27 protein-coding genes are annotated in these 24,494 nt (G+C 68.6%); 17 read left to right on the plus strand and 10 right to left on the minus strand.

The annotated features are described in order from the left end of the window. Positions 1-34 precede the first annotated feature (34 nt). Positions 35-1,078, plus strand: coding sequence for a 4-hydroxy-3-methylbut-2-enyl diphosphate reductase (locus J7E25_RS07020; RefSeq protein ID WP_214869385.1), 1,044 nt, complete (start codon positions 35-37; stop codon positions 1,076-1,078). A gap of 27 nt (positions 1,079-1,105) precedes the next feature. Here J7E25_RS07020 and J7E25_RS07025 read toward each other — a convergent pair whose 3' ends face one another. Both J7E25_RS07025 and fbaA read right to left on the minus strand, forming a co-directional pair. Continuing rightward, a complete protein-coding gene (locus J7E25_RS07025) occupies positions 1,106-1,738 on the minus strand; it encodes a DUF6264 family protein (protein WP_214869233.1) in 633 nt (210 codons plus the stop codon). 8 nt (positions 1,739-1,746) lie between these two features. After that, the gene (gene fbaA, locus J7E25_RS07030) at positions 1,747-2,778 is read right to left on the minus strand and encodes a class II fructose-bisphosphate aldolase (protein WP_214869235.1); all 1,032 of its coding nucleotides are present in this window, start codon (positions 2,776-2,778) and stop codon (positions 1,747-1,749) included. Positions 2,779-2,903: 125 nt separating this feature from the next. On the opposite strand from fbaA, the gene J7E25_RS07035 reads away from it, so the two are divergent. From J7E25_RS07035 to J7E25_RS07050, 4 genes are all read left to right on the plus strand, one after another. Continuing rightward, a complete protein-coding gene (locus J7E25_RS07035; protein WP_214869237.1) occupies positions 2,904-3,866 on the plus strand; it encodes a fructose-bisphosphatase class II in 963 nt (320 codons plus the stop codon). Positions 3,867-4,013: 147 nt separating this feature from the next. After that, positions 4,014-5,015, plus strand: a complete 1,002-nt coding sequence (gene glpX / locus J7E25_RS07040) for a class II fructose-bisphosphatase (RefSeq protein WP_214869239.1) — start codon at positions 4,014-4,016, stop codon at positions 5,013-5,015. Positions 5,016-5,068: 53 nt separating this feature from the next. Further along, on the plus strand, positions 5,069-6,469 hold the full coding sequence (locus tag J7E25_RS07045; RefSeq protein WP_214869240.1) for an MFS transporter: 1,401 nt from the start codon (positions 5,069-5,071) through the stop codon (positions 6,467-6,469). 111 nt (positions 6,470-6,580) lie between these two features. Continuing rightward, positions 6,581-6,976 carry a VOC family protein gene (locus J7E25_RS07050; RefSeq protein WP_214869242.1) on the plus strand — a complete coding sequence of 132 codons (396 nt, stop codon included), beginning with the start codon at positions 6,581-6,583 and terminating at the stop codon, positions 6,974-6,976. Between the two features lie 22 nt (positions 6,977-6,998). Here the strand turns inward: J7E25_RS07050 and rmuC are convergent, their stop codons facing one another. Both rmuC and J7E25_RS07060 read right to left on the minus strand, forming a co-directional pair. Continuing rightward, complete coding sequence (gene rmuC, locus J7E25_RS07055) at positions 6,999-8,351, minus strand: DNA recombination protein RmuC (protein ID WP_214869244.1); 1,353 nt, start codon at positions 8,349-8,351, stop codon at positions 6,999-7,001. Positions 8,352-8,466: 115 nt separating this feature from the next. After that, positions 8,467-9,084, minus strand: a complete 618-nt coding sequence (locus tag J7E25_RS07060) for an exonuclease domain-containing protein (RefSeq protein WP_214869246.1) — start codon at positions 9,082-9,084, stop codon at positions 8,467-8,469. Between the two features lie 189 nt (positions 9,085-9,273). On the opposite strand from J7E25_RS07060, the gene J7E25_RS07065 reads away from it, so the two are divergent. From J7E25_RS07065 to ychF, 3 genes are read left to right on the plus strand one after another with little or no spacing between them, the layout of a single operon-like run. After that, complete coding sequence (locus tag J7E25_RS07065; protein WP_214869248.1) at positions 9,274-10,125, plus strand: class I SAM-dependent methyltransferase; 852 nt, start codon at positions 9,274-9,276, stop codon at positions 10,123-10,125. Positions 10,126-10,135: 10 nt separating this feature from the next. Continuing rightward, positions 10,136-11,047, plus strand: a complete 912-nt coding sequence (locus tag J7E25_RS07070; protein ID WP_214869250.1) for a DMT family transporter — start codon at positions 10,136-10,138, stop codon at positions 11,045-11,047. A 6-nt stretch (positions 11,048-11,053) separates the two neighbouring features. Beyond that, positions 11,054-12,127: a redox-regulated ATPase YchF gene (gene ychF / locus J7E25_RS07075; protein ID WP_214869252.1), complete on the plus strand. Its 1,074-nt coding sequence runs from the start codon at positions 11,054-11,056 to the stop codon at positions 12,125-12,127. A gap of 297 nt (positions 12,128-12,424) precedes the next feature. Here ychF and J7E25_RS07080 read toward each other — a convergent pair whose 3' ends face one another. Then, positions 12,425-13,288, minus strand: a complete 864-nt coding sequence (locus tag J7E25_RS07080) for an alpha/beta hydrolase fold domain-containing protein (RefSeq protein ID WP_214869254.1) — start codon at positions 13,286-13,288, stop codon at positions 12,425-12,427. 47 nt (positions 13,289-13,335) lie between these two features. Between J7E25_RS07080 and J7E25_RS07085 the strand changes: the two genes are divergently transcribed. The 5 genes from J7E25_RS07085 to J7E25_RS07110 all read left to right on the plus strand — a co-directional run bounded on the left by J7E25_RS07085 (position 13,336) and on the right by J7E25_RS07110 (position 16,434). Next, positions 13,336-13,788, plus strand: coding sequence for a MarR family winged helix-turn-helix transcriptional regulator (locus tag J7E25_RS07085; RefSeq protein ID WP_214869256.1), 453 nt, complete (start codon positions 13,336-13,338; stop codon positions 13,786-13,788). 104 nt (positions 13,789-13,892) lie between these two features. After that, entirely contained in the window at positions 13,893-14,108 is a 216-nt protein-coding gene (locus J7E25_RS07090; protein WP_214869257.1) for a dodecin, read from the plus strand. A gap of 87 nt (positions 14,109-14,195) precedes the next feature. After that, on the plus strand, positions 14,196-14,486 hold the full coding sequence (locus J7E25_RS07095) for a class I SAM-dependent methyltransferase (RefSeq protein WP_214869260.1): 291 nt from the start codon (positions 14,196-14,198) through the stop codon (positions 14,484-14,486). 894 nt (positions 14,487-15,380) lie between these two features. Further along, positions 15,381-15,917, plus strand: a complete 537-nt coding sequence (locus tag J7E25_RS07105; RefSeq protein WP_214869262.1) for a hypothetical protein — start codon at positions 15,381-15,383, stop codon at positions 15,915-15,917. Positions 15,918-16,128: 211 nt separating this feature from the next. Continuing rightward, positions 16,129-16,434: an NIPSNAP family protein gene (locus tag J7E25_RS07110; protein WP_214869263.1), complete on the plus strand. Its 306-nt coding sequence runs from the start codon at positions 16,129-16,131 to the stop codon at positions 16,432-16,434. A gap of 27 nt (positions 16,435-16,461) precedes the next feature. On the opposite strand, the gene J7E25_RS07115 is transcribed toward J7E25_RS07110, so the two are convergent. Further along, positions 16,462-17,238, minus strand: coding sequence for a hypothetical protein (locus J7E25_RS07115; protein WP_214869264.1), 777 nt, complete (start codon positions 17,236-17,238; stop codon positions 16,462-16,464). Between the two features lie 164 nt (positions 17,239-17,402). Between J7E25_RS07115 and J7E25_RS07120 the strand changes: the two genes are divergently transcribed. Continuing rightward, positions 17,403-17,573 (plus strand): hypothetical protein, encoded by a 171-nt coding sequence (locus tag J7E25_RS07120; RefSeq protein WP_214869269.1) that lies wholly within the window; start codon positions 17,403-17,405, stop codon positions 17,571-17,573. Between the two features lie 385 nt (positions 17,574-17,958). Further along, positions 17,959-18,339, plus strand: coding sequence for a hypothetical protein (locus J7E25_RS07125; protein WP_214869271.1), 381 nt, complete (start codon positions 17,959-17,961; stop codon positions 18,337-18,339). A 34-nt stretch (positions 18,340-18,373) separates the two neighbouring features. On the opposite strand, the gene J7E25_RS07130 is transcribed toward J7E25_RS07125, so the two are convergent. Together J7E25_RS07130 and J7E25_RS07135 are read right to left on the minus strand one after the other, a co-directional pair. Continuing rightward, entirely contained in the window at positions 18,374-19,135 is a 762-nt protein-coding gene (locus tag J7E25_RS07130; RefSeq protein ID WP_214869273.1) for a hypothetical protein, read from the minus strand. Positions 19,136-19,198: 63 nt separating this feature from the next. Then, positions 19,199-19,993, minus strand: a complete 795-nt coding sequence (locus J7E25_RS07135) for a hypothetical protein (protein WP_214869275.1) — start codon at positions 19,991-19,993, stop codon at positions 19,199-19,201. Between the two features lie 302 nt (positions 19,994-20,295). Here J7E25_RS07135 and J7E25_RS07140 point away from each other — a divergent pair, with 302 nt between their 5' ends. Together J7E25_RS07140 and J7E25_RS07145 are read left to right on the plus strand one after the other, a co-directional pair. Beyond that, positions 20,296-21,156 (plus strand): Fpg/Nei family DNA glycosylase, encoded by an 861-nt coding sequence (locus J7E25_RS07140; protein WP_214869277.1) that lies wholly within the window; start codon positions 20,296-20,298, stop codon positions 21,154-21,156. Positions 21,157-21,206: 50 nt separating this feature from the next. Further along, complete coding sequence (locus J7E25_RS07145) at positions 21,207-21,794, plus strand: GNAT family N-acetyltransferase (protein ID WP_214869279.1); 588 nt, start codon at positions 21,207-21,209, stop codon at positions 21,792-21,794. A 104-nt stretch (positions 21,795-21,898) separates the two neighbouring features. Here the strand turns inward: J7E25_RS07145 and J7E25_RS07150 are convergent, their stop codons facing one another. Continuing rightward, entirely contained in the window at positions 21,899-22,447 is a 549-nt protein-coding gene (locus tag J7E25_RS07150; protein ID WP_214869281.1) for a hypothetical protein, read from the minus strand. An 88-nt stretch (positions 22,448-22,535) separates the two neighbouring features. Then, complete coding sequence (locus J7E25_RS07155) at positions 22,536-24,419, minus strand: anthranilate synthase family protein (protein WP_214869282.1); 1,884 nt, start codon at positions 24,417-24,419, stop codon at positions 22,536-22,538. Positions 24,420-24,494 lie beyond the last annotated feature (75 nt).

Here is a 24,494-nt window from a genome sequence, read left to right on the forward strand (position 1 = left end):
GAGCTTGACGGATGCCCCGCGAATCGGCCTCGGCATGCCCAGAGTCCCGGGCGTGCGCGGCCGGCTCAAGGATATCCCGGTCCCCGGACACAAGCGTGTGCTGCTCGCAGCGCCCCGCGGCTATTGCGCCGGCGTCGACCGCGCGGTGATCGCCGTCGAGAAGGCCCTCGAGCACTACGGCGCGCCGGTCTACGTGCGCAAGCAGATCGTGCACAACATCCACGTCGTGACCGAGCTCGAGCAGCAGGGAGCCATCTTCGTCGACGAGGTCGACGAGGTTCCCGACGGCGCGCACATCGTCTTCAGCGCGCACGGCGTCTCGCCGGCCGTCGTGAACGCGGCCGCCGATCGTGGCCTGCACGCGATCGACGCGACCTGCCCACTCGTCACGAAGGTGCACCGCGAGGCCGTTCGGTTCGCCCGCGACGACTTCGAGATCCTGCTCATCGGCCACGAAGGACACGAAGAGGTCGAAGGCACCGCCGGTGAGGCTCCCGATCACGTCACCCTCGTGAACAGCCCCGACGACGTGCCGAACATCGAGGTCCGCGACCCCGACAAGGTCGTGTGGCTCTCGCAGACCACGCTCTCGGTCGACGAGACGATGGAGACCGTGCGGCGCCTGCGCGAGCGGTTCCCGAACCTGCAAGACCCGCCGTCCGACGACATCTGCTACGCCACCCAGAACCGCCAGGTCGCGATCAAGAAGGTCGCGCAGAACGCCGACCTCGTGATCGTCGTGGGCTCGGCCAACAGCTCCAACAGCGTGCGACTCGTCGAAGTGGCGCTCGAATATGGCGCGAAGGCCGCCTACCGCGTCGACTACGCGAGCGAGGTCAGGCAGGAATGGCTCGACGGCGTCGAGACGGTCGGCGTGACGAGCGGGGCATCCGTGCCCGAAGAACTCGTGCAAGAGCTGCTCGCCGCGCTCGCCGACGCCGGCTACGGCGAGGTCGCCGAGGTCAAGACGGCTGAAGAAGACCTGATCTTCTCGCTCCCCAAGGAGCTGCGCAACGACCTCGCCGGCAACCGCGACGCGCGGGCGCTCGGCGGGCGGGCACGCGCGACCGAGAGCTGACTGACCACACCGGTCAGCCGATCGCACTCACGGTGCGGGCGTCGGCGAGCCCACTGAACGCAGGAACTCGAGCAGCGCCGGATCGCTCGTGAACACGATCAGGGCGACGATCATCACCACGACGAATGCCACGACCCCCGCGACGAGCGGGATCCACCAGGACAGGGCACCTGCGCGCAGACGCGCACGCGACCACAGGAGCGCGCACACCCACAGCACGAGCTGCGCGGCCACGCCGATCGCAATGGCCGCAGGCACGGCCGGCCCGGGCGTGAACGTGGTCGGGACCGCATCGGAGCCGAACATCGCCGCGGACATCCTGGCGGACTCGAGTGCGCTCGACGGCATGGCGATCACCGAGAACGAGTTGTAGGCGGCACCGAACGCGCCGAGTACGAGCAGGAGGATCGTGACGATCCGGTCGGCGGGGCGGTCAGGACGAGCGGATGCCGCGACCGGCGGCGGCGGAGTGGCCATCTGCGGCGCCGGGTCGGACGTGCGCTGATCGGCAGGAGGCTGCCAGCTCCAGCCTTCGGGGGCGTACTCGCCGTACTGCGGGCGAGGGCGCTCGTCGCGTGGAGGCGCCGGGGGAGCGTCGCCGCGCGCGGCACCGCCGCCGTCCGACTCATCGGACGATCGGGCGGCACCGTGCTGCGACATCCGGGGCCCTACGCGCTGATCGACTGGCCGGCGGAGCCGAGCTGGCGCGTGGACTCGCCGACGCGGGCGGCCATCGCCGTCTCGGCGACCTTGCCCCACGCGCGCGGGTCGTACTGCTTCTTGTTGCCGACGCCGCCGTCGACCTTCAGGACGCCGTCGTAGTTCGAGAACATGTAGCCGGCGATCGAGCGAGTGAACGCGTACTGCGTATCGGTGTCGATGTTCATCTTCACGACGCCGTTCGCGACCGCCTCGGCGATCTCGGCGTCGGTGGAGCCAGAGCCGCCGTGGAAGACGAGGTCGAGGGGCTTCGGGCCGGTGCCGTACTTGGCTGCCAGGCCGTCTTGGATCTCCTTGAGGAGCGAGGGGCGCAGCTTCACGTTGCCGGGCGCGTAGACGCCGTGCACGTTGCCGAAGGTGAGGGCGGCCATGTAACGGCCCTGGTCGCCGAAGCCGAGCTCCTCGACCGTCGAGATCGCGTCATCGAGGGTCGTGTAGAGCGCCTCGTTGGAGCCCTCGTGCTTGACGCCGTCTTCCTCGCCGCCGACGACGCCGATCTCGACCTCGAGGATGGCGTTGATCGCCTTCATGCGGGGCAGGATCTCTTTCGCGATCTCGAGGTTCTCAGCGAGCGGCACGGCCGAGCCGTCCCACATGTGCGATTGGAAGATCGGATTGCGGCCCGCCTTCACCTCTTCTTCGGAGGCGGCGATGAGCGGGAACACGAAGTCGTCGAGCGCGGGCTTCGGGCAGTGGTCGGTGTGGAGCGCGACGGTGATCGGGTAGTTCTTCGCGACCTCGTGGGCGAAGCGGGCGAACGCGAGCGCACCTGTAGCGCGGGCCTTCACGGTGTGGCCGGCGAAGTAGTCGGCCCCGCCGGTCGTGACCTGGATGATGCCGTCGGATCCGGACTCGGCGAGGCCCTGCAGCACCGCGCTGAGCGTCTGCGAGGAGGAGACGTTGAACGCCGGGAAGGCGAAACCCTTCGCCTTGGCGGTGTCGAGCATCTCGGCGTACTGCTCGGGGGTTGCGATGGGCATGGTGCTCCTTCAAGGCGACGGTGGGTTCGCCACGAGTCTAACGACTTGCCGCTGGGGAGTTACCGGGCGGTGCCCAGCTGTGCCGCTCTGCGGCGTCGCCCAGTCGACTACGCCAAGATGGCGGGATGCAAAACGGACCCGACGAGAGCCCAGTGGCGACGGATGCCGCGGCGCCGGCCATTCCCGAAGAGGTGCGTGCCGCGCTCCTGCACGCCGTCCAGGCGGCGGCGAGCGCCGCGAGGCCGCTCGTCGGGAACGGGGATCCGCACGCGGTCGACGCCGCCGCGGTCGACGCGCTGCGCGCCGCCCTCGCCACGATCGACGTCGATGGCCGGATCGTCGCAGGCGAGGGTGAGAAGGACGACGCGCCGATGCTCCACCCGGGAGAACGATTCGGCACGGGCTCCGGACCGGCCATCGACGTGGCCGTCGACCCCGTCGACGGCACGCGACTGGCGGCAGCAGGGGAGCCGGGCGCGATGGCGATCCTCGCGGCGGCGCCCCGAGGCGCGTTCCTCGACCTCGGTCCCGCGCATTATCTCGACAAGCTCGTGCACGCGGGACCTGACGCAGGGCTGGACCTCATGCTTCCGGTCGGCGAGAACCTCGCCCTCCTCGCCGAGGCCCGCGGGCTCCGTGTGGCCGACCTCACGGTCGCCGTGCAGCGGCGGCAGCGGAACGCGGCACTCGCCGCGGCGGTCGCCGAGGCGGGGGCACGACTGCACGAGTTCGAGCACGGTGACATCGAGCGGATCGTGCATGCCGTGGCATCCGATGGATCGCTCGACCTGCTGCTCGGCGTCGGCGGCGCGCCCGAGGGCATCATCGAGGCCGCGATCGTGCGCGCGCACGACGGATTCATGCTCGCACGGCTCGCACCGCAGTCCAGGCGGGAGGTCGCACGCATCGGTCGCGTCGGGCTCGACCTGACGCGAAGCTGGACGCGCGACGAGCTCTGCGCCGACCCCGCCTTCGTGGCCATCGCAGCGGTGACCGAGTGCGCGCTCGAGCCGGCGCCGGCTGAACTCGTGCGAGTGGCTCCGGGCCGGATGACCGCCGAGCTGTCGTCGGCACCCGCCCTTGCCTGAGCGTTAAGTTCTGCGAATCTTTCCCCATCGGATGCCCGGAACTTCGAGTGATGCGCGAGCCCTGTGCCTAGGCTGGAGAGGCGGGCGCGAGCGCTCGACGACGGTTCCGAGCGACGGAACCGCGCACAGCGTCCGGGAGGACCCTCGATGGTGAGCTTCGAAACGACCAGCCAGCACCTGCACCCCGATCGCAACATCGCACTCGAACTCGTGCGTGCCACGGAGGCCGCGGCGATCCGTGCGTACCCGTGGATCGGGCGCGGCGACAAGCTCGGCGCCGACGGAGCCGCGGTCGACGCGATGCGCGCGTTCCTCGGCACGGTCAACTTCGACGGCGTCGTCGTGATCGGCGAGGGCGAGAAGGATGCCGCACCGATGCTCTTCAACGGCGAGCGGGTCGGCAACGGCCGCGGCCCGGAGTGCGACATCGCCGTCGACCCCATCGACGGAACGTCGCTCACGGCGGCGGGCCGGCAGAACGCCATCTCGGTCATCGCCGTCTCCGACCGTGGCACGATGCTCGACGCCTCCTCGGTGTTCTACATGGACAAGATCGTGGCCGGCCCCGAAGGCATCGGATTGCTCGACATCCGCAAGCCGATCGGCGAGAACCTCCGCGCGCTCGCGGCCGCGAAGGGCAAAGACGTCGGTGAGCTTCGCGTCGCGGTGCTCGACCGGCCGAGGCACGAGCAGCTCATCGCCGAGATCCGCGAGGCCGGCGCCGGAACGCGGCTCATGCTCGACGGCGACGTGGCCGGCGGCATCAACGCCGCTCGCTACGAGTCGCGCATCGACCTCTGCGTCGGCATCGGCGGCAGCCCCGAAGGCATCACCACGGCGTGTGCGCTCAAGGCGCTCGGCGGGTTCATGCAGGGCCGGCTCGCGCCGAAGGACGACGCGGAGCGCGCGCGTGCCGAAGCCGCCGGACTCGATTGCGACGCCGTGCTCGAGCTCGACGACATGGTGCGCAGCGACAACACGTTCTTCGTCGCGACCGGCGTGACCGATGGCGGCCTCGTCGACGGAGTGAAGCGCAAGGGGCCGATCATCCGCACCGAGAGCATCGTGTTGCGCGGCACCTCGGGCACCGTGCGGCGCATCTCGGCAGACCACCTCGCCGAGAAGTGGCTCGACGAGCGCGATCTGTGAGCTGAGATCCGGCCGACCAGCCGAATGTCCGAGGGGAGCGTGAGGATGGGGGGATGAGCCAGGTCACTCGTCTGCCGCGCGCGCTCCGACCCTTCGCGTCGGGCCAGTACCGGCTCCTCATCGTCGCGCTCGCCTCGTCACTGCTGAGCGCCGGCGCCTGGATCGTCGCCGCCGTGTGGCAGGTCGTGGAGCTGGGCGGCAGTCCCGTCGACCTGTCCTTCGTTGCGGTCGGCTCGAGTCTCGGGCTCGTGCTCGCGGTGCTGTTCGGCGGTGTCGCGGCCGACCGCATCCCCCAGCGGCGCATCCTCTTCTCGGTCGAGGTCGTGCGAGGCGCGGGCTTCGCTGTCGCGGCCGCGCTGGCCTTCGGCGGCATCATCGAGGTCTGGCACATCGCCGTGATCGCGTTCGTGCTCGGCGTCGCCGACGGCTTCTTCTACCCTGCGTACTCGGCATGGCTTCCGGCGATCCTGCCGGGCGAGCAGCTGCTCGCCGCCAACGGCGTCGAGGGCGTGCTGCGCCCATCGGTCATGAACGCCGCCGGGCCGGCACTCGCGAGCGCACTCATCGCGGTGCAGTCGCCGGCGCTCGCGTTCGCGGTCGTCGCCGGGTTGCAGCTCATTGCGGCCGGGGTGCTGCGGATGATGCGCATGACCGCCGTGCGCCGCGATCTCGACGAGATTACGGTGCATCCGTTCCGGCAGACCTTCATCGACCTTCGCGGCGGGTTCGTCTACCTGCTGCAGACGAAGTGGCTGCTCGCGACGCTCGTGTTCGCGATCGTGCTCGTCTTCCTCATCATGGGGCCGATCGAAGTGCTGCTGCCGTTCGCGGTGAAAGACCAGACCGGGGGCGGCGCCGGGGCGTTCGCCTTGGCGCTCGCCGCGTTCGGTGTGGGCGGTGCCGTCGGGTCGCTCGCGGTCGCGTCGATCCGCGTGCCGCGAAGGTATCTCACGCTCATGATCCTCGCGTGGGGGTTCGGCTGCGTGCCGCTCGCGATCATCGGCGCGACGAGCCTGCTGTGGGTCATGACCATCGCGCTCTTCCTCGTGGGGTTCCTCTTCTCGGCTGCGCAAGTGCTGTGGGGCACGCTGCTGCAACGGCGGGTGCCTCCCGCGATGCTCGGCCGGGTTTCGAGCCTCGACTTCTTCGTCTCGCTCGCGCTCATGCCCGTCTCGATGGCGGTCGCCGGCCCGGTGGGTGAGGCGATCGGCCTCATGCCCGCATTCCTCATCGCCGGCTTGGTTCCGCCCCTCCTCGCCTTGGCGACCCTCGCGTTGGCACGGCTCGGCAAAGACGAGCTCGCGCACCCGCTCGACGCCGAGATGCACCCGGCGACCGTCACCGGTGCCGAGGCGGCCGCGGGGCTCGAGTTGCCGGTCGATGAGGCGTCGCCTCGTCCCGAAGCCGCGCCGCGTCGTGACGCTGCGCCTCGTGTCGAGCCCGAGGCCGGTTAGCGCCGTCATCGACGCCAATCGGCGTGAGCGGCGCTGTGAAGGCGTGAACCCCTCTCGACCTCGAGTCGGGGCCGTGGGAGTCTGGATGGCAACGCTGCGAAGGAGCCCACGATGGTCACGTTTCGAGATGCATTCACCGGATTCAGCGTCGATGACATCGGCGCGGCTCGCGAGTTCTACGGTACGAAACTTGGACTCCCCGTCGACGATGAGCGGGAGGCCGGGGCGCTTCGGCTGACGCTTCCATCGGGCCAGGCGGTCTTCGTCTATCCGAAGCCGAACCATGAGCCCGCGAGTTTCACGGTGCTGAACCTCGTGGTCGACGACATCGACACCGCCGTCGACGAACTGAACGCGGCCGGCGTCGTGACGAAGATCTACACGTCGCCCGACGACTTCGGCACTGACGAGCGCGGCATCGCGCGCGGCTCGGAGAGCGGCATGGGTCCGGATATCGCGTGGTTCAAGGACCCGGCCGGGAACGTCGTCAGCGTGCTCGTCGGCTGAGCTTCAACCGGCCCGGGAACGACTACCGGCGCGTCTCGTCGGGGACGTCGAGCTGGCGCCGCAGCTCGGGGTCGAGGTCGGCACCGGTGCCGGCGACGAGTTCGTACGCCGTGAGCTCGCGGGGCGCCTCCTCGATTCCCTCGAGCGGAGCGAGCACCTTCGACTCGTCGAGTGCCGCGAGCTTGCGGGCGGTGGGGAGCACCTGCCGCTCGAGCGAGCCCACGAAGGTGTTGTAGTCCTTCACGCTGCGCTCGATCGTGCGACCGAGCTTCTCGATGTGGCCGGCCGTCGTCGAGAGGCGGGTGTACAGCTGGCGGCTGAGGTCGAAGAGCGTCTTCGCCTCGTTCGTCAGCACGTCTTGCTGCCACGAGAACGCGACCGTCTTCAGCACCGACCACAGCGTCACCGGTGAGGCGAGCGCGACGCGCTTCGAGAAGGCGAACTCCATGATGCTCGGGTCGGCCTCCATCGCGGCGGAGACGAGCGACTCACTCGGGATGAACGCGATGACGAGCTCGGGGGAGGCGTCGAGTCCGTTCCAGTAGCCCTTCGCGCCGAGGGCGGTGATGTGCGCCCGCACCGCGGCGACGTGCTGCTTGAGGAATTCGGTGCGCCGCGCGGCATCGGCCCCGCTCGCCGTCGCGGGGATCTGGCTGGCCTCGAGGTAGGCGTTGAAGGGCACCTTGGCGTCGACTGCGATGGACTTGCCGCCCGGCAGGCGCACGACCATGTCGGGGCGCCCGGCTCCGGAATCGCTCGAGATGCTCGACTGCACGTCGAAGTCGACCCGCTCGAGCAGCCCAGCCGCCTCGACGACGCTGCGCAGCTGGGTCTCGCCCCACACGCCGCGGGTGCTGTTGGAGCGGAGCGCCGAGGCGAGCGACTCGGCCGTTGAGCGAAGCCGCTCTTCTGACTCTGCGGCGGACTTCAACTGCTGGGCGAGCTCGCCGTGCTGGACGCTGCGCTGCTGCTCGAGGTCGGTGACCTTCGTCTTCATCTCGCTGAGGGACTGCTTGACAGGCGCCAATGCCTGCAGCACCCGGCTCTCGGCCGCGTCGCGGGCCTCGCGCGCCTGCTGCTCGGCACGGTGCTGTTCGACCGCTTCGCGGTACTGCTGCTGGGCCTGCACGATCTGCTCGCGAAGCGCCTCGGCCGTCGCCTGCGCCGATGCGAGCTCTTCTCGCAGGATCGACTGCACCGCGGCATCCGACGCCTTCTGCTCGGCGAGCGCCGCCTGCTGCCGCGCCTCGATCACCGCCGGATCGTCGCCCTTGGGAGCGCGGGCTGCTCGCGACTGCAGCACGAGCGCCGCGCCGAGCGCGCCGAGTGCCGCACCGACGACGATGCCGAGGAGGAGCGAGATGATCGGGTCCATGTGGACAGTGTCGCAGGGGCCGCAGACATCGCTGATCAGAATGCACGGAGGGTCTCGATGCGCGACGCGCTCGGGGGCGGCCCGATCGGCGCGGCGCTCCTCGACCGCCGGGGTGCTACTGCAGCGCCATCGGACCGTGCACGGCGGCGTCCTCACGCGTGGCGACGGGGCCGATCGAGCCGAGCTTCACCCTGGTGATGTGCGCGAGCCGCTCGAGGTCGTCGGCCTCGTGACGCTTGGCAGCGTGCACGACGATCGCCGCGCACGCCTCGGCGTCGGCGAGGGCGTCGTGGTGGGAGAAGTCCTCGAACCCGGCGGCCATCGCCGCAACGGGAAGCCGGTAGGAGTCGAGGTGATAGGTCTTGCGCGCGACCTGCAGGCTGCAGAGGTAGCGGAAGTCGGGCACCTCGAGGCCCACCGCGACCGAGGTCTTGGCGATCACGCCCATGTCGAAGCCGGCGTTGTGCGCGACGAGCACGTCGTCGCCCGCGAACTCGCGGAGCGCGGGCAGGTGCACAGCCCAGCCGGGGGCATCCGCCACCATCCCGGGCGTGATGCCGTGGATGCGGATGTTCCACTCGGAGAAGTCGTTGTGCGGGAACGAGGGCCGGATGTACCAGTGCTCGCGATCGACGACGCGACCCTCGCGCACTTTCACGATGCCGACCGAGCAGGCTGACGCGCTCGACGAATTGGCGGTCTCGAAGTCGATCGCGGTGAAGTCCACTGGCACGCAGTCATCGTTGCACGCACCCGCGACACGAGCCCGCGCGGCGACCGGGCGGGTCGCGAACCAAGCCGCGACTCGCCGTGCACCAGCAAGCGACGGCGACTCCGAGCGTGCGATCTGACGGTTGACGGATGCACCCGCGCGGGCGTGGAATGGCCTCGAGACCGCGCGCCCGCAGCCGAGGAGGATCCGATGCTCGATGCCCAGGAGTCCGGGCTCGTCGTCGACCCGGGCGACCCCGCGATGCAGCACACCGCCCGCTCGTTCGGCGCAGCGGCATCCGTCTACCACCACTCGCGGCCGGGCTACCCGGTCGAGGCGATCGCCTGGCTCATCGGCGATGCCGTTCGGGTGCTCGATCTCGGCGCCGGCACGGGCAAGCTCAGCGAGGCGCTCGTGGCACTCGACCGCGAGGTGATCGCCGTCGACCCGGTCGAGGAGATGCTCGAGGAGCTCGAGGTGGCGGTTCCGGGCGTTCCGCGCATCCTCGGCACGGCGGAGGACATCCCGATCGAGAACGACTCCGTCGACGCCGTCGTGGCCGGGCAGGCGTGGCACTGGTTCCAGCCCGATCGGGCGGTGCCCGAGATCGCGCGCGTGCTGCGCCCGGGCGGCGTGCTCGGCCTCGTCTGGAACAGTCGCGACATCCGTGCCGACTGGCTGCGCCAAGCGGGCGAGATCATGCACGAGCGGCACGACGCGAGCTCGACCTTCGAGAGCTACGTGCAGATCGGCCCGCCGTTCGGCATGATCGAGGAGCACGCCGTCGAATGGACCGAGCGGATGTCGCGAGCGCGCTTCCTCGACCTCGTGCGCTCGCGCAGCTACTTCATCACTGCCCCGGCGGCCGCGCAGGCGACCACGATCGCCGCGCTCGAGACACTGCTCACGACGCATCCCGATGTCGCCGGCGCCGACGAACTCGACGTGCCCTACATCACTCGCTGCTTCCGCGCACGCCTCGGCGGCGGCGAAGACGGCGAGAGCGGCGGGGGCGGCAGCGACAAGTCCGGCAGCGACGAGGGAGTCGGCGGCGACGCGTAGCCTTGACCGCGTGAGAAACGGCCGGGTCTACGTCTACCTGGCGCTCGCCAACCTGTTCTGGGCCGGCAACTTCGTGTTCGGCGAGATGGTCACGCATGAGATCACGCCGATCTCGCTCACGTTCTTCCGATGGGTGTTCGCCGCCGTTCCACTTCTGCTCATCGCTTGGGTGATCGAGCGGCCCGATTGGCGTCTCGCGTTGCGCGAGTGGAAGCTGCACCTCGTGCAGTCGCTGCTCGGTCTCACCGGCTACACCCTGCTGATCTACGCCGCCCTCGTGCTCTCGGGTGCCGTGAAGGCCTCGGTCATCAGCGCTATCAATCCGGCGACGATCGCGCTCGCCGCGGCGATCCTGCTGCACGAGCGGCTGAACCGAGTGCAGGTCGTCGGCATCGTCGTCGCATTCGTGGGCGTGACGATCGTGCTCACGGGAGGCGACTTCGGTGCACTCGTCGCCCAGGGCTTCAGTGCCGGCGACCTGTTCGTCATCGGTTCGGTGCTCGCCTGGACCTTCTACTCCCTCATCTCACGGCGCCTGCGCACCCCGGCGATCACGGCGACCGCCGTGCAGGCCGTGTTCGCGGTCGTGACGATGCTCCCGCTCGTGGCGCTCGCCGGGGTGAGCCTGCCGACAGAGCCCGGCGGCATGCTGGGGCTCGCCTACATCGTGGTCTTCCCGTCGATTGCCGGGTACGCGCTCTGGAACATCGGCACGTCGAAGGTCGGACCGGCGAGAGCGGGCGTCTTCCTCAACCTGCTTCCGGTGTTCACGGTCATCATCGCGCTGGCGTTCGGCGCGACGCTCGAACCGGCCGCTGCGATCGGCGGCATCCTCGTGATCGCCGGCGTGTACCTTACCGTGCGCGTGCGCCGGGCGAAGGAGCCGGCGGCGGATGTCTCCAAGTCCGGGCCGGTACGATAGACCCCCGTGGCTCTCACTATCGGCATCGTCGGCCTGCCCAACGTCGGCAAGTCCACCCTGTTCAACGCGCTCACCAAGAACCAGGTGCTCGCGGCGAACTACCCCTTCGCGACGATCGAACCGAACATCGGCGTGGTGAGCCTGCCCGACCCACGACTCGAGACGCTCGCCGGCATCTTCGGCTCTGAGCGCATCCTGCCTGCCGCCGTCTCGTTCGTCGACATCGCGGGCATCGTGCGCGGCGCGTCCGAGGGGGAGGGGCTCGGCAACAAGTTCCTCGCCAACATCCGCGAGGCCGACGCGATCGCCCAGGTCGTGCGCGGCTTCACCGACGACGACGTCGTGCACGTCGAGGGCGCCGTCGACCCCAAGGCCGACCTCGAAACGATCAACGCCGAGCTCATGCTCGCCGACCTCGAGACGCTCGAGCGCGCCATCCCGCGGTTTGAGAAGGAGGTCAAGGGCAAGAAGCTCGATCCCTCGGTGCTCGCGACGGCGAAGGAGGCTCAGGAGCTGCTGCAGAAGGGCACGCCGCTCTCCGCGGCATCCGTCGACCTCGAACCCATCAAAGAACTCGGCCTCCTCACCGCGAAGCCCTTCATCTATGTGTTCAACGTCGACGAGGCGGTGCTGACGGATGCCGCTCGCAAGGCCGAGCTCGCAGTGCTCGTGGCGCCCGCCGAAGCGGTCTTCCTCGACGCGAAGATCGAGTCGGAGCTCATGGATCTCGACCCCGATGACGCTGCCGAGCTGCTCGCCTCGACCGGCCAGGAGGAGTCGGGCCTCAACCAGCTCGCCCGCATCGGCTTCAACACCCTCGGCTTGCAGACCTACCTCACGGCCGGCCCCAAGGAGTCCCGCGCGTGGACGATCCACAAGGGCTGGAAGGCCCCGCAGGCTGCCGGCGTCATCCACACCGACTTCGAGCGCGGCTTCATCAAGGCCGAGGTCATCTCGTTCGCCGACCTCGTCGCGACCGGCTCGGTCGCCGAGGCCCGCGCGAAGGGCAAGGCCCGCATGGAGGGCAAGGACTACGTCATGCAAGACGGCGACGTGGTGGAGTTCCGGTTCAACGTGTGATCCAGCGCGTTTCCGCACGTCACGGGGTTACAGGCGCTCCCCAGTCCGCACCGAGTCCGCAAGAAATCTAGTCGGACGCTCTCGATGTGCGGGTTCCTGGGCGTCGGGAATGAGCTTCCGCGCAGTCGTCAACCTGGTTCGCGGGCGCCCATTTGCGGCGGTCTAGGGCACCGCCGCGATGCCCAGACCGCGGTATTGGGGTATGCGCGTGAAGTTCGATGGCGACCAGTCGATCGGTCCTGAAAGGGCCATTGACGAGCCCTCCGGAGACGTTCCCATGCGGCCGGACTTGCACGACTACGCCGACGTCCCGAGCCGTCGTTGGAGGAAGTTCGAAGCGAGTCGTAACGACTCCGCGGCACTCGGAACATCCGGTCCGCGGGCCTGGTAGACGTGAGTCATTTCTGGTTGCACCTGGAGTTCGATGGCGACATCAGCAGCAGCTGCCCGTGCTGCGAATCTAACCGCGTCATCCAGCAGGATCTCGGACGAGCCGACTTGGACGAGCAGGGGCGGCAAGCCTCTGAGGTCCGCGAACAGGGGGCTGGCGCCGGGGCGTGTCGGAGGAGCGGTGCCCAGGTAGGACCTGACGCTCGCCTTGAGGGCGGCGCGGGTCAGTATCGGGTCGACCGAGGCCTTCGTCGCCATGCTGTCGCCCGACATTGTGAGATCAACGAGGGGTGAGAAGACCACCGCAGCATCTGGGAGAGGGAGGCCCGCGTCACGGGCAGCGACCAGCAGGGCGAGCGCCAGACCGCCGCCCGCCGATTCGCCTCCTACCGCGAACGGGGCGGCGCCGACCTCGGTGGCGAACGCCCGGTATGCGGTCAGTGCGTCGACCGCCGCGGCCGGGAACGGGTGCTCGGGAGCCAGCCGGTAGTCCACGGAAAGAAGACGCACCCGGGCGACACGAGCGAGCTCGGCCGCCGGCGGCAACGCCGATCGAGGTGAGCCGGCGACGTAGCCGCCGCCGTGAAGCCACAACATCGGCACCTGCGGCGCCGCTCGTGTGCTGGTGATCTCGAGCGCGGGAACGCCGCCCAGATCCGTCGGCCTGAGTCGGATGTCGCTTGGGACGGGACGAGCGCCGAGGACGCGGTCGAAGTACTGCCGTTGCCGGCCGATGAGCTCGGCGCGGGCGGAGAGGGAGTCTGTCGTCATGTACGATGCCAACATGTTGCCCAAGATTATTATTCCTAGGAATGTAAATGGTTGAGCCTGTCGACCTGGGCGACCTGTTTCAGGAAATCGTCAACCTCCAAATGGACCTGTTCGCCGCGGTCGACCAACGGCTCAGGTCTGAGCTGGACATGCTCCTGATCTCGCTCCTGCCGATGCGTGTCATCGCCGCGCAGGGCCCGTGCCGCGTGCAGGACATCGCGGCGGCCCTGCAGATCAGTGTGGGTGGCGCCAGCAAGTCGGTCGATCGGATCGAACGGCTGGGATGGTGTCGGCGGTCTGAGAATCCCGGCGACCGCCGGTCCTCGCTGATCGAACTCACCCCGCGGGGGCACGCGATGCTCATGGACGGCAACGTCATCCTCGAGGAGGAGATGCAACATCGCGTCGCCGATGTGCTGGGACCGGACTCGACGCAGTTTGCTCGCGCCCTCGAACGGTTGCGGGCGACTGGTGCGGACGTCAGTGCAAGCCCGCCATGAGGCGATTGTCGCGTACTGACGAAGAGACCTTCGCTCCGCTCGCTGCGCGCGGTAGCGTCGGACCCAGGCCGGCGTACTGGAGCGGCAGCCGAGGGGAGAGCGCGATGAGCAACCACACCTATCGGGTCACCGAGATCGTGGGCACGTCGCCCGACGGTGTCGACACGGCCATCCGCAACGGCATCGCTCGGGCGTCCTCAACGCTGAGACACGTCGACTGGTTCGAGGTCGTCTCGGTGCGGGGCGAGGTCGCGGATGGTGGCGTTGCGCACGTGCAGGTGACGATGAAGGTCGGCTTCCGACTGGAGGAACCCGCCTAGGGTACGTCGCTGGTAGCGTCGAGCCCGGAGCGACGACGTTCGCGACGGGCGACGTCGGCGTCGCGTGCCGTTCTCAGTAGTGGCCTCATGACGGATGCCGCCAGCGCACGATCCACGGCGGCCGAAGCATCGGGCATCTACGACCCCCGCTACGTCCGCGGCCTCTTCGATCGAATGTCGCGGTCGTACGAGCGGATGAACTACGTGATGTCGTTCGGCTTCTCGGCAAGGTGGCGGCGCCAGATGATGCAGCTGGTTGATCGGCCCGACGAGGCATCCGACGTCATCGACCTGACCTCGGTGGTGCTCGGCATCCCGAATGCCGAGGCTGCACAGCTGATCCTGTCGCTGCAGTCTTCTCTCAATTTCGGGGTCTGAGTAATCGTCACGAACCTCTTGCAATGCACGCCAACCGGCGTATGATGATCTTCACCACCGGAGGAAACTCCGGCATAGAAAGGCCCCGACGAGTCGACAGACGCCGAGGCCTTTCGTTCTGTCTACGGCGTGCGGCGGTCTGAGACGCTTCATCGTCATTCCCCCGCGAAAGCCTCGCCAACTGTCGCCGATCGCGATCAGTCGGGCCAGCCCAGTGGGCGCGAGGGTGAGGCCTCCAACCACCAATACAATCCGACGTATGCCGAAGTCGAGCGGGGTGAGCCGCGCCACATGCAAGGGCGTTGGGCAGGCATCGACCGCCGCACCGATCCATTCGCCGGCTGAGTGATGCCCATGATCCGATACAACCGATCGAGCCTCTGCGTGTACAGCGAGTCGCGCACCGCTCAGGAGGTAACCGAAGTCCTCGGCATCGAGCCGACGGAGTCCCACGAAAAGGGTGCGCCCACTCGGGCGGGGCTCGCCGGCCGGCCTCTCAAGCCGCAGTACCTCACCTACCAGCGCTCGGTGTGGATCTACCATCCGGATGGGTCGAGCGGTGATACCGACGACCAGACCGGCTTCAGCTCGCTACGGACGCTCGTGGATGTCTTCGCCGATCACGCCCCGACGCGCTTGCCGAACTCCGAAGGAATTGCGACACCGTCATCTGGTGGTCGGGGGATTCCGACAGCAGCCAGGGGGGCTTCGTGATATCGGCGTCCCTCTTGGCGGACACGGCCCGCCTCGGTTGCGACCTCAGAGGGACTGCATGGATCGACAGTGATGCTGAACACGACAGTGCGTGAGCGGGCTGGCGGGCTCCGCCTCTCGTCGCGGCGGTAGCCTCGGTCCGCCGGGGATGCTTGCCGGTTGAATTGAAGGAGTCGAACTGTGACGTCGCTGTTGAGAACGGCGCGCTTGAACGAGCGCGCGCGCCCGTTCCTGGTCTTGGCGCGTGAGATTACAGTTGTTGCGGGGCAGACGATCTTCTCGATCGCAGCGCTCGGAACCTGCGCCTTCGTCATCATCCTCGCCTCCGATCAGCCCTACGAGGACATGCTCTCCATGGTCGGCTGGGCGTTCTGGAGCGTGCTGGCAGCCGTGATCACGACCGCTTTGATGATCATCATCGGCCTTTCTCTGCGGCTCCTTCCCGTGCTCCGACGCTGGTGGCGCGCCAATGGCGAGGTCATGCTTGCCGGCACCCTGGTCGGGCTGGGGCTCATCGTCGTCGCCTTCATCATGGGCACACCGCGACGAGTCGAGGAGCCGTTTGAGCAGGAGTTCGTCGTCTTCGAGCCGAACGGGTGGCTGCTCCTGACGGGTTGGCTGGTCTTCGCGTTCACCTGCTCCCATCTGCTGTGGCCACGGCGCTGGACCCGCGCCGCGAAGCGCACGTACGCCGCGATCTTTGTGCGACCGGCATAGCTGGTGTCGAGCCCACGTGCTGCTGCTGTTGGGACGAATCGTGCCGCCAAGCGAAACGGTGATTGAGCACGTGACAGCCAGGAGTACGCGCGACGCGGGTCAGCGAGTCCGGCCAAGGGACCCGGTTCCGTACCCGTATTGTGAGCAGTTGCGCCGCGCTCCATAGCACCAACGTGACCCCGAAGCACCAAGACGAATCGAGTTGTATACCGTGATTACCGTGCACCTCCGCTACGAGATCGATGCTGAGAAGCTCGCAGATTTCCATGAGTACGGACGGCGGTGGATCCGTTTGGTCAACAGGCTCGGCGGTGTGCACCACGGGTACTTCCTACCGAGCGAAGGCGACAGCGACGAGGCATTCGCGCTGTTCACGTTCCCGTCGCTCGCCGAGTACGAGAAGTACCGGTTGGCGGCAGCTGAAGACCCCGAATGCATCGAGGTGTACCGATTCGCAGTCGAGACGAAATGCATCCGCCGCTACGAGCGGCGATTCCTCTCGCCGCTGTTCGAATGACCTACTGGCTCGGCGACGAAGAACGCCTCAGCTCACGGCGTCGAGGCACATCACGTCGTTGATCCAGCCGAAGTCGTAGCCGTCGTTGCCGAAGACCACGACCGTGGCCTCGTTGCCGAGTACGTCGGCCACGTCGATCGTCTGCGTGTGCTCCGGTTCGAATGCGTCGGGGTCGTTCGAGAAGACGAGCTCGACCTGCATGGCGGTGCAGTCCGACTCCGTGAACAACGCCATCTCCCAGCATCCGTAGGCGAAGTCGAATGAGCACTCGACGTCGTAGCGCCCGTCGTTGTAGATCTCGAGTGCGGCGGGGAACGAGTAGAGGGTCTCACCCGAGAAATAGCGCTCGACGTCGGCCAACTCGGTCGTTTCCGAGTCTGCCGAGTCGATCGAATCCTCGGATGCCGCGTTCTCCCCGGCCTCGAGAGCGTCAGTGGCAGCGGACATCGTCTCGGTGATGAGACCAGCGGCACCGAACGCTCCGAACGTGATGAGCGCCACGAACACGGCGACGCCGGCTACGATCCCCGTGATCGCCCAGGGCCGGAGTCCGCGGCGCGGCGCTCGCGCGGTCTCGGCGGCGGCGGGCGGGACCGTTGTCGTGGCGTCACTTGCGAGCAGCGAAGCACGAGCCTCATCGAGCTTGGTGCTCCACTCCTCGGCCTGGTGGCGCCCCGCAGCATCGGGATATCGTGACGGATGCCGCGCCCAGGACTCGCTCGCGTGGGCGGTCTCGATGAGCTGGGCGGTAAGGGGCGTGTCGGGGGAGATGCGCAGGATCTGCCGCGCCATGTTCAAGTCCACAGCGTGATCGTACGGCCTCGAGCGGACACGAGTGAATCACGCCCCCACGCATTCCCCGCGCATGTCACCCGAGCTGGGGGGAGACCACAGCGGGCGCACCATCGGTCGATCGTCGTTGCGGAAGATCCTCGACGCGCGGATTTCGAACGCGGTAGCGTCGCCTCATGGAACTGCTCTCGCTGGCCCTGATCGTGCTCGTCGTGCTCGCCGGAATCAGCGCCATCGCGGCACTGCGCCGAATCGCGGCGGCCACCGAACGCTCGGCCGATGCGCTCGAGGCGATGGCCACAGCGAGCATACCCGCCGCGGTGCGGCCTGCAAGCGACACGGTCTGACGCGGAGGCGAACGCAGAAGGCGAACACCTGCCGTGTCCGCAACGCCTCGCAGGCCTCCGCGCTCGTATACTCGCCTGACGTTCCCTACAACAGATTGGCTGAACCATCGTGGATACATCCGCCGGTCGCCGGCTGCTCATCATCGCGACGATCTCCGCCGCCTGCCTCGCCGTGTCGGGTTGTGCAGGGAACCAGCCGATTCAGGAACCGGGCGGCGCGGTAGCCTCTTCCACGCCGTCGCCATCGCCGGTTCCAACTGCAACGCCGACGCCCACGCCTACACCGGAACCCGAGCCGGTCGATGAGCCCAGCTCGTGGATCATCGAGTCTTCCAGGGTCGGCCCGCTGGCCCTCGGAGCCGGGCTCGCTGAGGCCAGATCGTCGATGACGGCCTTCGCTGAGTCGCCCGAAGCCTGCCCATGGGTGCCCGCGTTCGAGAAGGCGGGATATCCCAGCATCTGGCTTCCCGACCCCTTCGACACAGGAACCGTGCAGCAGATCGTGATTCAAGCATGGGGCAGGGTCGCGGAAGTCGCCGCGAATTCCCCTCGTACGAGCGCCGGCATCGGTATCGGTGCCACAGTGAACGAGCTCGTGGCGGCTCATCCTGGAGTCTCCGCGGTGCAAGCTCGGCCAGGCCGCACGCAGTATTCGTTGCAGGGCGAAGACGGCAACTGGGTGAACTTCGGCTTCGGGGAGGGCGGCGTGGTCGACACGATCGTCGTTCGGGCAACGTCGGCAATCGACTCCGAATACTGCAGCTAGGGCCGCTGGCTCGCTGGCCCCCGCCGCGCTCACTTCACCGGTCGAGGCACGTGACTTGGTTGATCCAGCCGTAGTCCATCTCGTCGTTGCCGAAGACGACGATGGTCGGCTCATTGGCGAGCACGTCTTCCTTCGTGATCGTCTCGACGTGACCGGGCAGCCGACTGCTGGTTGCGTAGCTCGAGAAGCCGAGCTGGATGCGCATGGCCTTGCAATCCGCCTCAGTGAGGAGGGCCATCTGCCAGCAGCCCCTCGGGTACTCGGCGGAGCAGTCGACACTGTGGAGTCCGTCGTTGTAGACCTCGAGGGCCGCGGGGAACACGAACATCGTCTCGCCGGCGGAGTACCGCTCCACGTCGGCGACGGGGGTCTTGCGGTACCGTTCGGCCGGCGCATCCGGTGGCTCCGACTCGAGCTGCACCGCGCCCTCGGCGGTGGCCTGCGTCGCAAAGTTCGCCGCGCCGATGACGGCGAACGTGATGAGCGCCAGGAGCGCGACCCCGCCGGCGACGATGCCGGCGATCGCACCGCCCGACATCCTGCGCCTCGCCGAGGTCGGTGCCCCCGTGGCATCCGTGCGGCGCGACAGGGGAGTCGACGCCTCGGCGAGGAGTTGGTTCCGTGCGGCGGCAAGCGATTGGGCCCACTCCTCGGCTAGGCGTCGCCCCATGGCATCCGGATACAGCGAGGGATGTCGCAACAAGGTCTCGCCCGCGTAGGCGCCCTCGATGAGTTCGACCGTGAGCGGGCTGTCAGGATGAATGCGCAGCATGCGCCGCGCCAGGTTCGGGTCCACGTTGCGATCGTATGGCCTGGCCCGCGCGTCGAAGTGACCGGCCGATACCGCGTCGGCGTCTGATCAGTCGGGCGAACCCAGTGGGCCCGTTCCCGCGCCGTCGGGCACCGTGGTGACGCTGATGAGCTCTTCACGTCCGTTGCCGCCGGAGACGTCGAGCGTCAGCACGGGGCCGACACCGGGCGCGTAGAACTTCAGCTCCGCGGCATCCGGTTCGAGCGCGTTCGTATCGCGTGTGAGGAGGGCACTGTCGAATCGGCCGTACGGGACCTCGACGAGTTCGTCGACGCTCAGGACCGCACCGTGGTCCTCGGCCTCGCCGGCGAGGAACTCCTGCCGGTACGACATGCCCGGTCGGGGATCCGCGGGCAGGGCGACGCCCGGCAGCGCGTTGTCGACGCCGGCCTCGAACGAGCCCTCCCGCGAGACGATCTCGCCGGCCTCGAACTCGGCCGTGTCCTCGCCGAGGTACCAGATCGTGCCCGCGGCATCCTGGGCGTACCAGTCGAAGGTGTCCTCGAGGATCTCGCCGTCGCGGGTGACGGTGTCGCGGACGACGCGTGCCTCGACGCCGTTCGCGATCTTCTTCGTCTCGGACGTGACGGTGACCTCCACCGTCACATCTCCGCCCTCGGGATCCTGCTCGACGTAGGTCCAACGGGTGCCGGGCTCCATCGGCCAGTACGGGTTGTCGATCTCGGTCGTGAAGTCCGCGGGATCCAGCGACACGGGTTCGTCGCTCTGCGGCAGCGGCGGCAGCGATGGCAGCGGCGGCAGCGACGTCGGCGACGGCGGGCCTGCGATGCACCCGGTAAGCGCAGCCGCGGCGGCCGCGAAGAGCGCGATGACGCCGGGCATCCGTGACCTGGTCGGCGACATCGTGGCCTCGATTCGCGCAATCGCAAACCTTGGTGACGAACCCCGGCGGGGATCGAGGCACTCGAATCGTGCCCCTGGGGGGTACAGCACGCTGTGTGCGCCGGGGTTCGCAGCCGGGTTCATGGAGTCGACAGGGCACCAACGTCTTCGTCGACACCTCGGGCCCTCACGAGCCGGCAGGGGACAGCATACGGCGATTCGGTGGTCTGTGGCTGGGAATTCTCGTCGCGGCAGTCGCTCGCTCGGGTGACGAAGTCAGGAGTCGGTGAGAACATGGCAGCGTGCCCGAGTTGCCGGAGGTCGACGCGCTCGTGGGATTTCTCCGCGAGCGCGCGGTCGGACATGCCGTCACGTCGGCGACCGTCGCTGCGATATCGGCGCTGAAGACCTTCGACCCGCCGCTGAATGGACTCGTGGGGCAGACGATCGATGGAGCCTTCCGGTACGGCAAGTTCGTCGATCTCCGCGTCGGCGAGTTGCACCTCGTCTTCCACCTGGCCCGCGCCGGCTGGCTGCGCTGGTACGACGAGGTGCCGAAGACCCTCATCAGGCCGGGGAAGTCGCCGATCGCCCTGCGGGTACGACTCGATGACGGGTCGGGATTCGACCTCACCGAGGCAGGCACGAAGAAGTCGCTCGCGGTCCACGTCGTGCGCGACCCGGCAGAGGTGCCCGGCATCGCTCGTCTCGGGCCCGACCCGACCGCGCCCGAGTTCAGTCTCGACGACTTCGCGGCGATCCTCGCAGGCAAGCGCACTCGCATCAAGGGCCTCCTGCGTGACCAATCGGTGTTCGCGGGCGTCGGCAACGCGTACTCCGACGAGATCCTCCACAACGCACGGATGTCGCCGTACGCCCTCGCGGCGACCCTCAAGCCCGAAGAGGTCGAACGGCTCTACCACGCACTTCGCGACACCCTCGACGATGCGATCGCAGCGGCATCCGGCAGGCCACCCGACGAGCTCAAAGACTCGAAGCGCACCAGGATGCAGGTGCACGGTCGCACCGGCGAGGCATGCCCGGTCTGCGGCGACACCGTGCGCGAAGTGATCTTCGCCGACTCGACGTTCCAGTACTGCCCGACGTGCCAGACCGGCGGCAAGCCGCTCGCCGACCGGGTGCTCTCGCGCCTGCTCAAGTAGCCGCCGAGCAGAAGACCGCGGTGTCGGATGCCGCTGCAAGACTTGGTGCGATGATGGACGAACTGCGCACTGAACGGCTCCTGCTCCGCCCGCTCACTCTCGACGATGCCGACGAGTACCACCGCGTCTACAGCGATCCCCGCACGTGGCACCACTTGCCGAGTGGGCGGCACACCTCACGCGAGGAGTCGGAGCGCGCGATTCGGCGTTCGATCGACAGCAAGGGCAGGTTCGGCTTCAGCCACTGCGCCGTCGTGCTGCGCGATGACGTCGAGGGGCTCAGCGCGGGTTCGTTCCTCGGGTCCGCGGGCGCGGCGATGCTCGAGTTCGAGGCATGGAACCTCGGCTATCGGTTCTCGCCCGAGGCATGGGGGCGCGGGTTCGCCACCGAAGCCGCGGCCGCTGCGCTCGACGCAGCCCGCCGGGCTCAGCCCGCGATTCCCGTCACGGCTCGGGTCCTCGCGACCAATTCGGCGTCGGTGCGCGTGCTCGAGCGCCTCGACGTCGAACTCGTCTGGCGCGGGCGCTCTGCCGACGCTCCCGCCTACGAGGGCGACACCGGCCACCTCGAGCGGTTGATCTTCGCCGACCGCCCGATCGATGCGGCGACCCTCGATGCGGTGATCGCACTCGGGTGATCGCACTCGGGTGATCGCACTCGGGTGAGCGCATTCGGGTGATCGTGTTCGGGTGAGCGAGAACGCTGCGGGCGCCGTGGTTTGGTCGGCGCCCGCATCGCTGTCTAGATGCGCCGCCCGGGGGCGGTGTCGGTGTCGGTGTCGTGATCGGGAGCGCCGTCGGCGTCGGCGTCGAGGTCGGGTTCGTCGACGGTCCGACGTTCTCCGACGGTCCGGCTCCGGTCCACATCGACGTCGCGATCGGTGTCGATGCGGCCGCGGTCGGTGTCGAGTCCGCGGTCGGTGTCGAGATCGACATCCGGATCGACCGCGTCGGCCTTGCGCAACTGTTCGTCGGTCTCGGCGCGGAGATTCGCCGCGTCGGACTCACGGGCCGCACTCTCGCTCGCGAGCCGCTCGGCGTCGACCTGGGCCTTCAGCGCGTCGGCCTCTGCCTGCTTGGCCGCCGCCTGGGTGCGTGCCGCATCGGCTTGGCGCTCGCGCGCGGCCACATCGGTCTCGTAGGCGCTCTTACGCAGCTCAGCCGCCTTCCGTCGCTCCGACTCGACCTGCGCCTCGCGGCGCTGCCGGGACGTCGCGAAGTACGCGAACACGATGATCGCGACGACGACGATGATTCCGACGATGATCCACACGATGGTGCTGGTTTCCACGGTGATCCGCCTCCTCGGGTCGGTTCGTCCCCAGCAAACCGCGGCCGTCGCGTCGCGGGCAATGCCTTGCCAAACGTTGCGAAGTGGGTTAGCCGGCGACGGCCGCACTCACGAGGGGTGTCGCTTCACCTGTTTCCGTGGGCAGCACGCCGTCGAGCAGGCGCTCGAGCGTCGCCAGCCCGTCGGGCGAGAGCACCGACTCGAGGTGCGCCTGCACGGATGCCACGGCCGGCCCGCGCAATGCGTGCACCACGCCGCTCGCGGCATCCGATGCCACCTCGAGGCCGAGCCGGGGTGTGAGGGTGCCGTTCGGGGCGATCGCGGTGAACGTGTTGTAGTAGCCGACCGCGGCCGATTCGCCGAACACGTCGACCCGCAGCTGCACGCCCTGGCGCGGCGCGGGCAGCGGCTCGAGGGGCAGCCCGGCGAGATCGGCGAGCACCTGGTGGCTGAGGCACACGGCGAGGGTCGGGGCGCCCGTTCCCAGTCGCGCGGCGACGAGCTCGCGAAGGCGTGCGATCCGCGGGTCGTCGGTGTTCCGCGGATCGCCGGGACCCGGTCCGAAGACGACGAGGTCGTCGGATGCCGCGAGCGGCGCGTCGTGCCACGGCACGATGCGGGTCGTGAGTCCGAGGTGACGCAACTGGTGCGCGAGCATCGTGGTGAAGTCGTCGCCGAAATCGATGACGAGCGCGCTTGCACGGCGCGGCGGTCGCGCCGCCTGGGGTGCGCGCCAGAACGGGGCGAGGTGTTCGTTGCGCGCCTCGAGCACGGGAGCGACGCGCGCGCTGTCGTACACCGACGGCCCGGCACCGACGCTGCCCTCGGCCCGGGGGAGCGCACCGAGGGCGGTGAGCACCCCGGCGGCTTTCGCATGCGTCTCGGCGACCTCGCCGAGCGGCTCCGAGTGGCGAACGAGGGTCGCACCGACTGGCACGCGCACCCGACCGCCCCCGTCGACGTACGCGGTGCGGATGAGAATCGGCGCGTCGACGTCGTAGCCGGCTGCGGTCGGCATGAATCGAGCGAGCACGCCCGCGTAATACCCGCGCGGCGTCGTCTCGTGCCGCGCGATCACGGCGCACGCGTTGCCCATCGGCGAGCCGGTGACCGTGGGAGCGAACATCGTGAGCCGCAGCACCTCGCGCGGGTCGAGGCTCGAACGCCCTTCGAGGAGGTACTCGGTGTGGGTGAGCCGCGACATCCGCTTCAGGTACGGGCCGCGCATGCGCCCGCCGTCGGGGCAGACCGCGCTCATCATCTTGAGCTCCTCGTCGACCACCATGACGAGCTCCTCGCGTTCCTTCACATCGGCGAGGAACCCGAGCAGCTCGTCGTCGCTCGGTCCCCCCTCCGGGTGGCGGAAGGTGCCGCTGATCGGATTCATCGACACGACGCCGCCGATCGAGCTCACGTGCCGCTCGGGCGTCGCGCCGACCGCCGACAGTCCCGGGGTGTGCACGGCGAACGTCCAATACGCGCCGGCCTCGTGCTCGAGGAGCGCACGCAGCCAACCGAGCACCGCCACCGCCGGTGCGGCATCCGACTGCCCTGTGAACTCGCGGCGGATCACGAAGTTCGCGCCCTCGCCGCGGCCGATCTCCTCGTCGATCACTCGTCGCACGAGGGTGGCATAGTCGTCGTCGCTGACGTCGACGCCGAGCTCGCCGATGGGGGCCGGATGCCGCGGCAGCATTGTGATCGCCTCGTCGACCGGCATGGACTCGCGCTCGCGCACCACGAGGCAGCGCAACGGTGCGCCGTCGTCGTGCGCGGCGAATCCGCGCTCCCGCACCTGGCGGAACGGCACGAGGGCGAGCACCTCGCGGCCGTCGAGCGGGATGTCGGCGAGCAGCTCGACGTCGACGATGTCGCCGACCAGCACGTCGAGGGTCGGTTCGTGCTCGCGATGGAGCACGGCGAAGGGGGCGGGATCGCTCGAGGCGAGGAGGGAGCCGAGCAGGCGCGTCATGGGAATCTCCGGTCAGGCCCGGGACGGGCCGCCCGCACAACGCGAAACGACCGCCCTCGGGCGGTCGTCATACGT

Origin of the sequence: Agromyces sp. ISL-38 (assembly GCF_018613935.1) — a bacterium.
Lineage (GTDB): Bacteria > Actinomycetota > Actinomycetes > Actinomycetales > Microbacteriaceae > Agromyces.

What these genes read in the sequence shown, in the direction of transcription:
- J7E25_RS07020 (WP_214869385.1), top strand. Translation starts at nt 35, where the DNA reads ATGCCCAGAGTCCCGGGCGTGCGCGGCCGGCTCAAGGATATCCCGGTC.
- J7E25_RS07025 (WP_214869233.1), bottom strand. Translation starts at nt 1,738, where the DNA reads ATGTCGCAGCACGGTGCCGCCCGATCGTCCGATGAGTCGGACGGCGGC.
- fbaA (WP_214869235.1), bottom strand. Translation starts at nt 2,778, where the DNA reads ATGCCCATCGCAACCCCCGAGCAGTACGCCGAGATGCTCGACACCGCC.
- J7E25_RS07035 (WP_214869237.1), top strand. Translation starts at nt 2,904, where the DNA reads ATGCAAAACGGACCCGACGAGAGCCCAGTGGCGACGGATGCCGCGGCG.
- glpX (WP_214869239.1), top strand. Translation starts at nt 4,014, where the DNA reads ATGGTGAGCTTCGAAACGACCAGCCAGCACCTGCACCCCGATCGCAAC.
- J7E25_RS07045 (WP_214869240.1), top strand. Translation starts at nt 5,069, where the DNA reads ATGAGCCAGGTCACTCGTCTGCCGCGCGCGCTCCGACCCTTCGCGTCG.
- J7E25_RS07050 (WP_214869242.1), top strand. Translation starts at nt 6,581, where the DNA reads ATGGTCACGTTTCGAGATGCATTCACCGGATTCAGCGTCGATGACATC.
- rmuC (WP_214869244.1), bottom strand. Translation starts at nt 8,351, where the DNA reads ATGGACCCGATCATCTCGCTCCTCCTCGGCATCGTCGTCGGTGCGGCA.
- J7E25_RS07065 (WP_214869248.1), top strand. Translation starts at nt 9,274, where the DNA reads ATGCTCGATGCCCAGGAGTCCGGGCTCGTCGTCGACCCGGGCGACCCC.
- J7E25_RS07080 (WP_214869254.1), bottom strand. Translation starts at nt 13,288, where the DNA reads ATGACGACAGACTCCCTCTCCGCCCGCGCCGAGCTCATCGGCCGGCAA.
- J7E25_RS07085 (WP_214869256.1), top strand. Translation starts at nt 13,336, where the DNA reads ATGGTTGAGCCTGTCGACCTGGGCGACCTGTTTCAGGAAATCGTCAAC.
- J7E25_RS07090 (WP_214869257.1), top strand. Translation starts at nt 13,893, where the DNA reads ATGAGCAACCACACCTATCGGGTCACCGAGATCGTGGGCACGTCGCCC.
- J7E25_RS07095 (WP_214869260.1), top strand. Translation starts at nt 14,196, where the DNA reads ATGACGGATGCCGCCAGCGCACGATCCACGGCGGCCGAAGCATCGGGC.
- J7E25_RS07120 (WP_214869269.1), top strand. Translation starts at nt 17,403, where the DNA reads ATGGAACTGCTCTCGCTGGCCCTGATCGTGCTCGTCGTGCTCGCCGGA.
- J7E25_RS07125 (WP_214869271.1), top strand. Translation starts at nt 17,959, where the DNA reads ATGACGGCCTTCGCTGAGTCGCCCGAAGCCTGCCCATGGGTGCCCGCG.
- J7E25_RS07135 (WP_214869275.1), bottom strand. Translation starts at nt 19,993, where the DNA reads ATGCCCGGCGTCATCGCGCTCTTCGCGGCCGCCGCGGCTGCGCTTACC.
- J7E25_RS07145 (WP_214869279.1), top strand. Translation starts at nt 21,207, where the DNA reads ATGATGGACGAACTGCGCACTGAACGGCTCCTGCTCCGCCCGCTCACT.
- J7E25_RS07155 (WP_214869282.1), bottom strand. Translation starts at nt 24,419, where the DNA reads ATGACGCGCCTGCTCGGCTCCCTCCTCGCCTCGAGCGATCCCGCCCCC.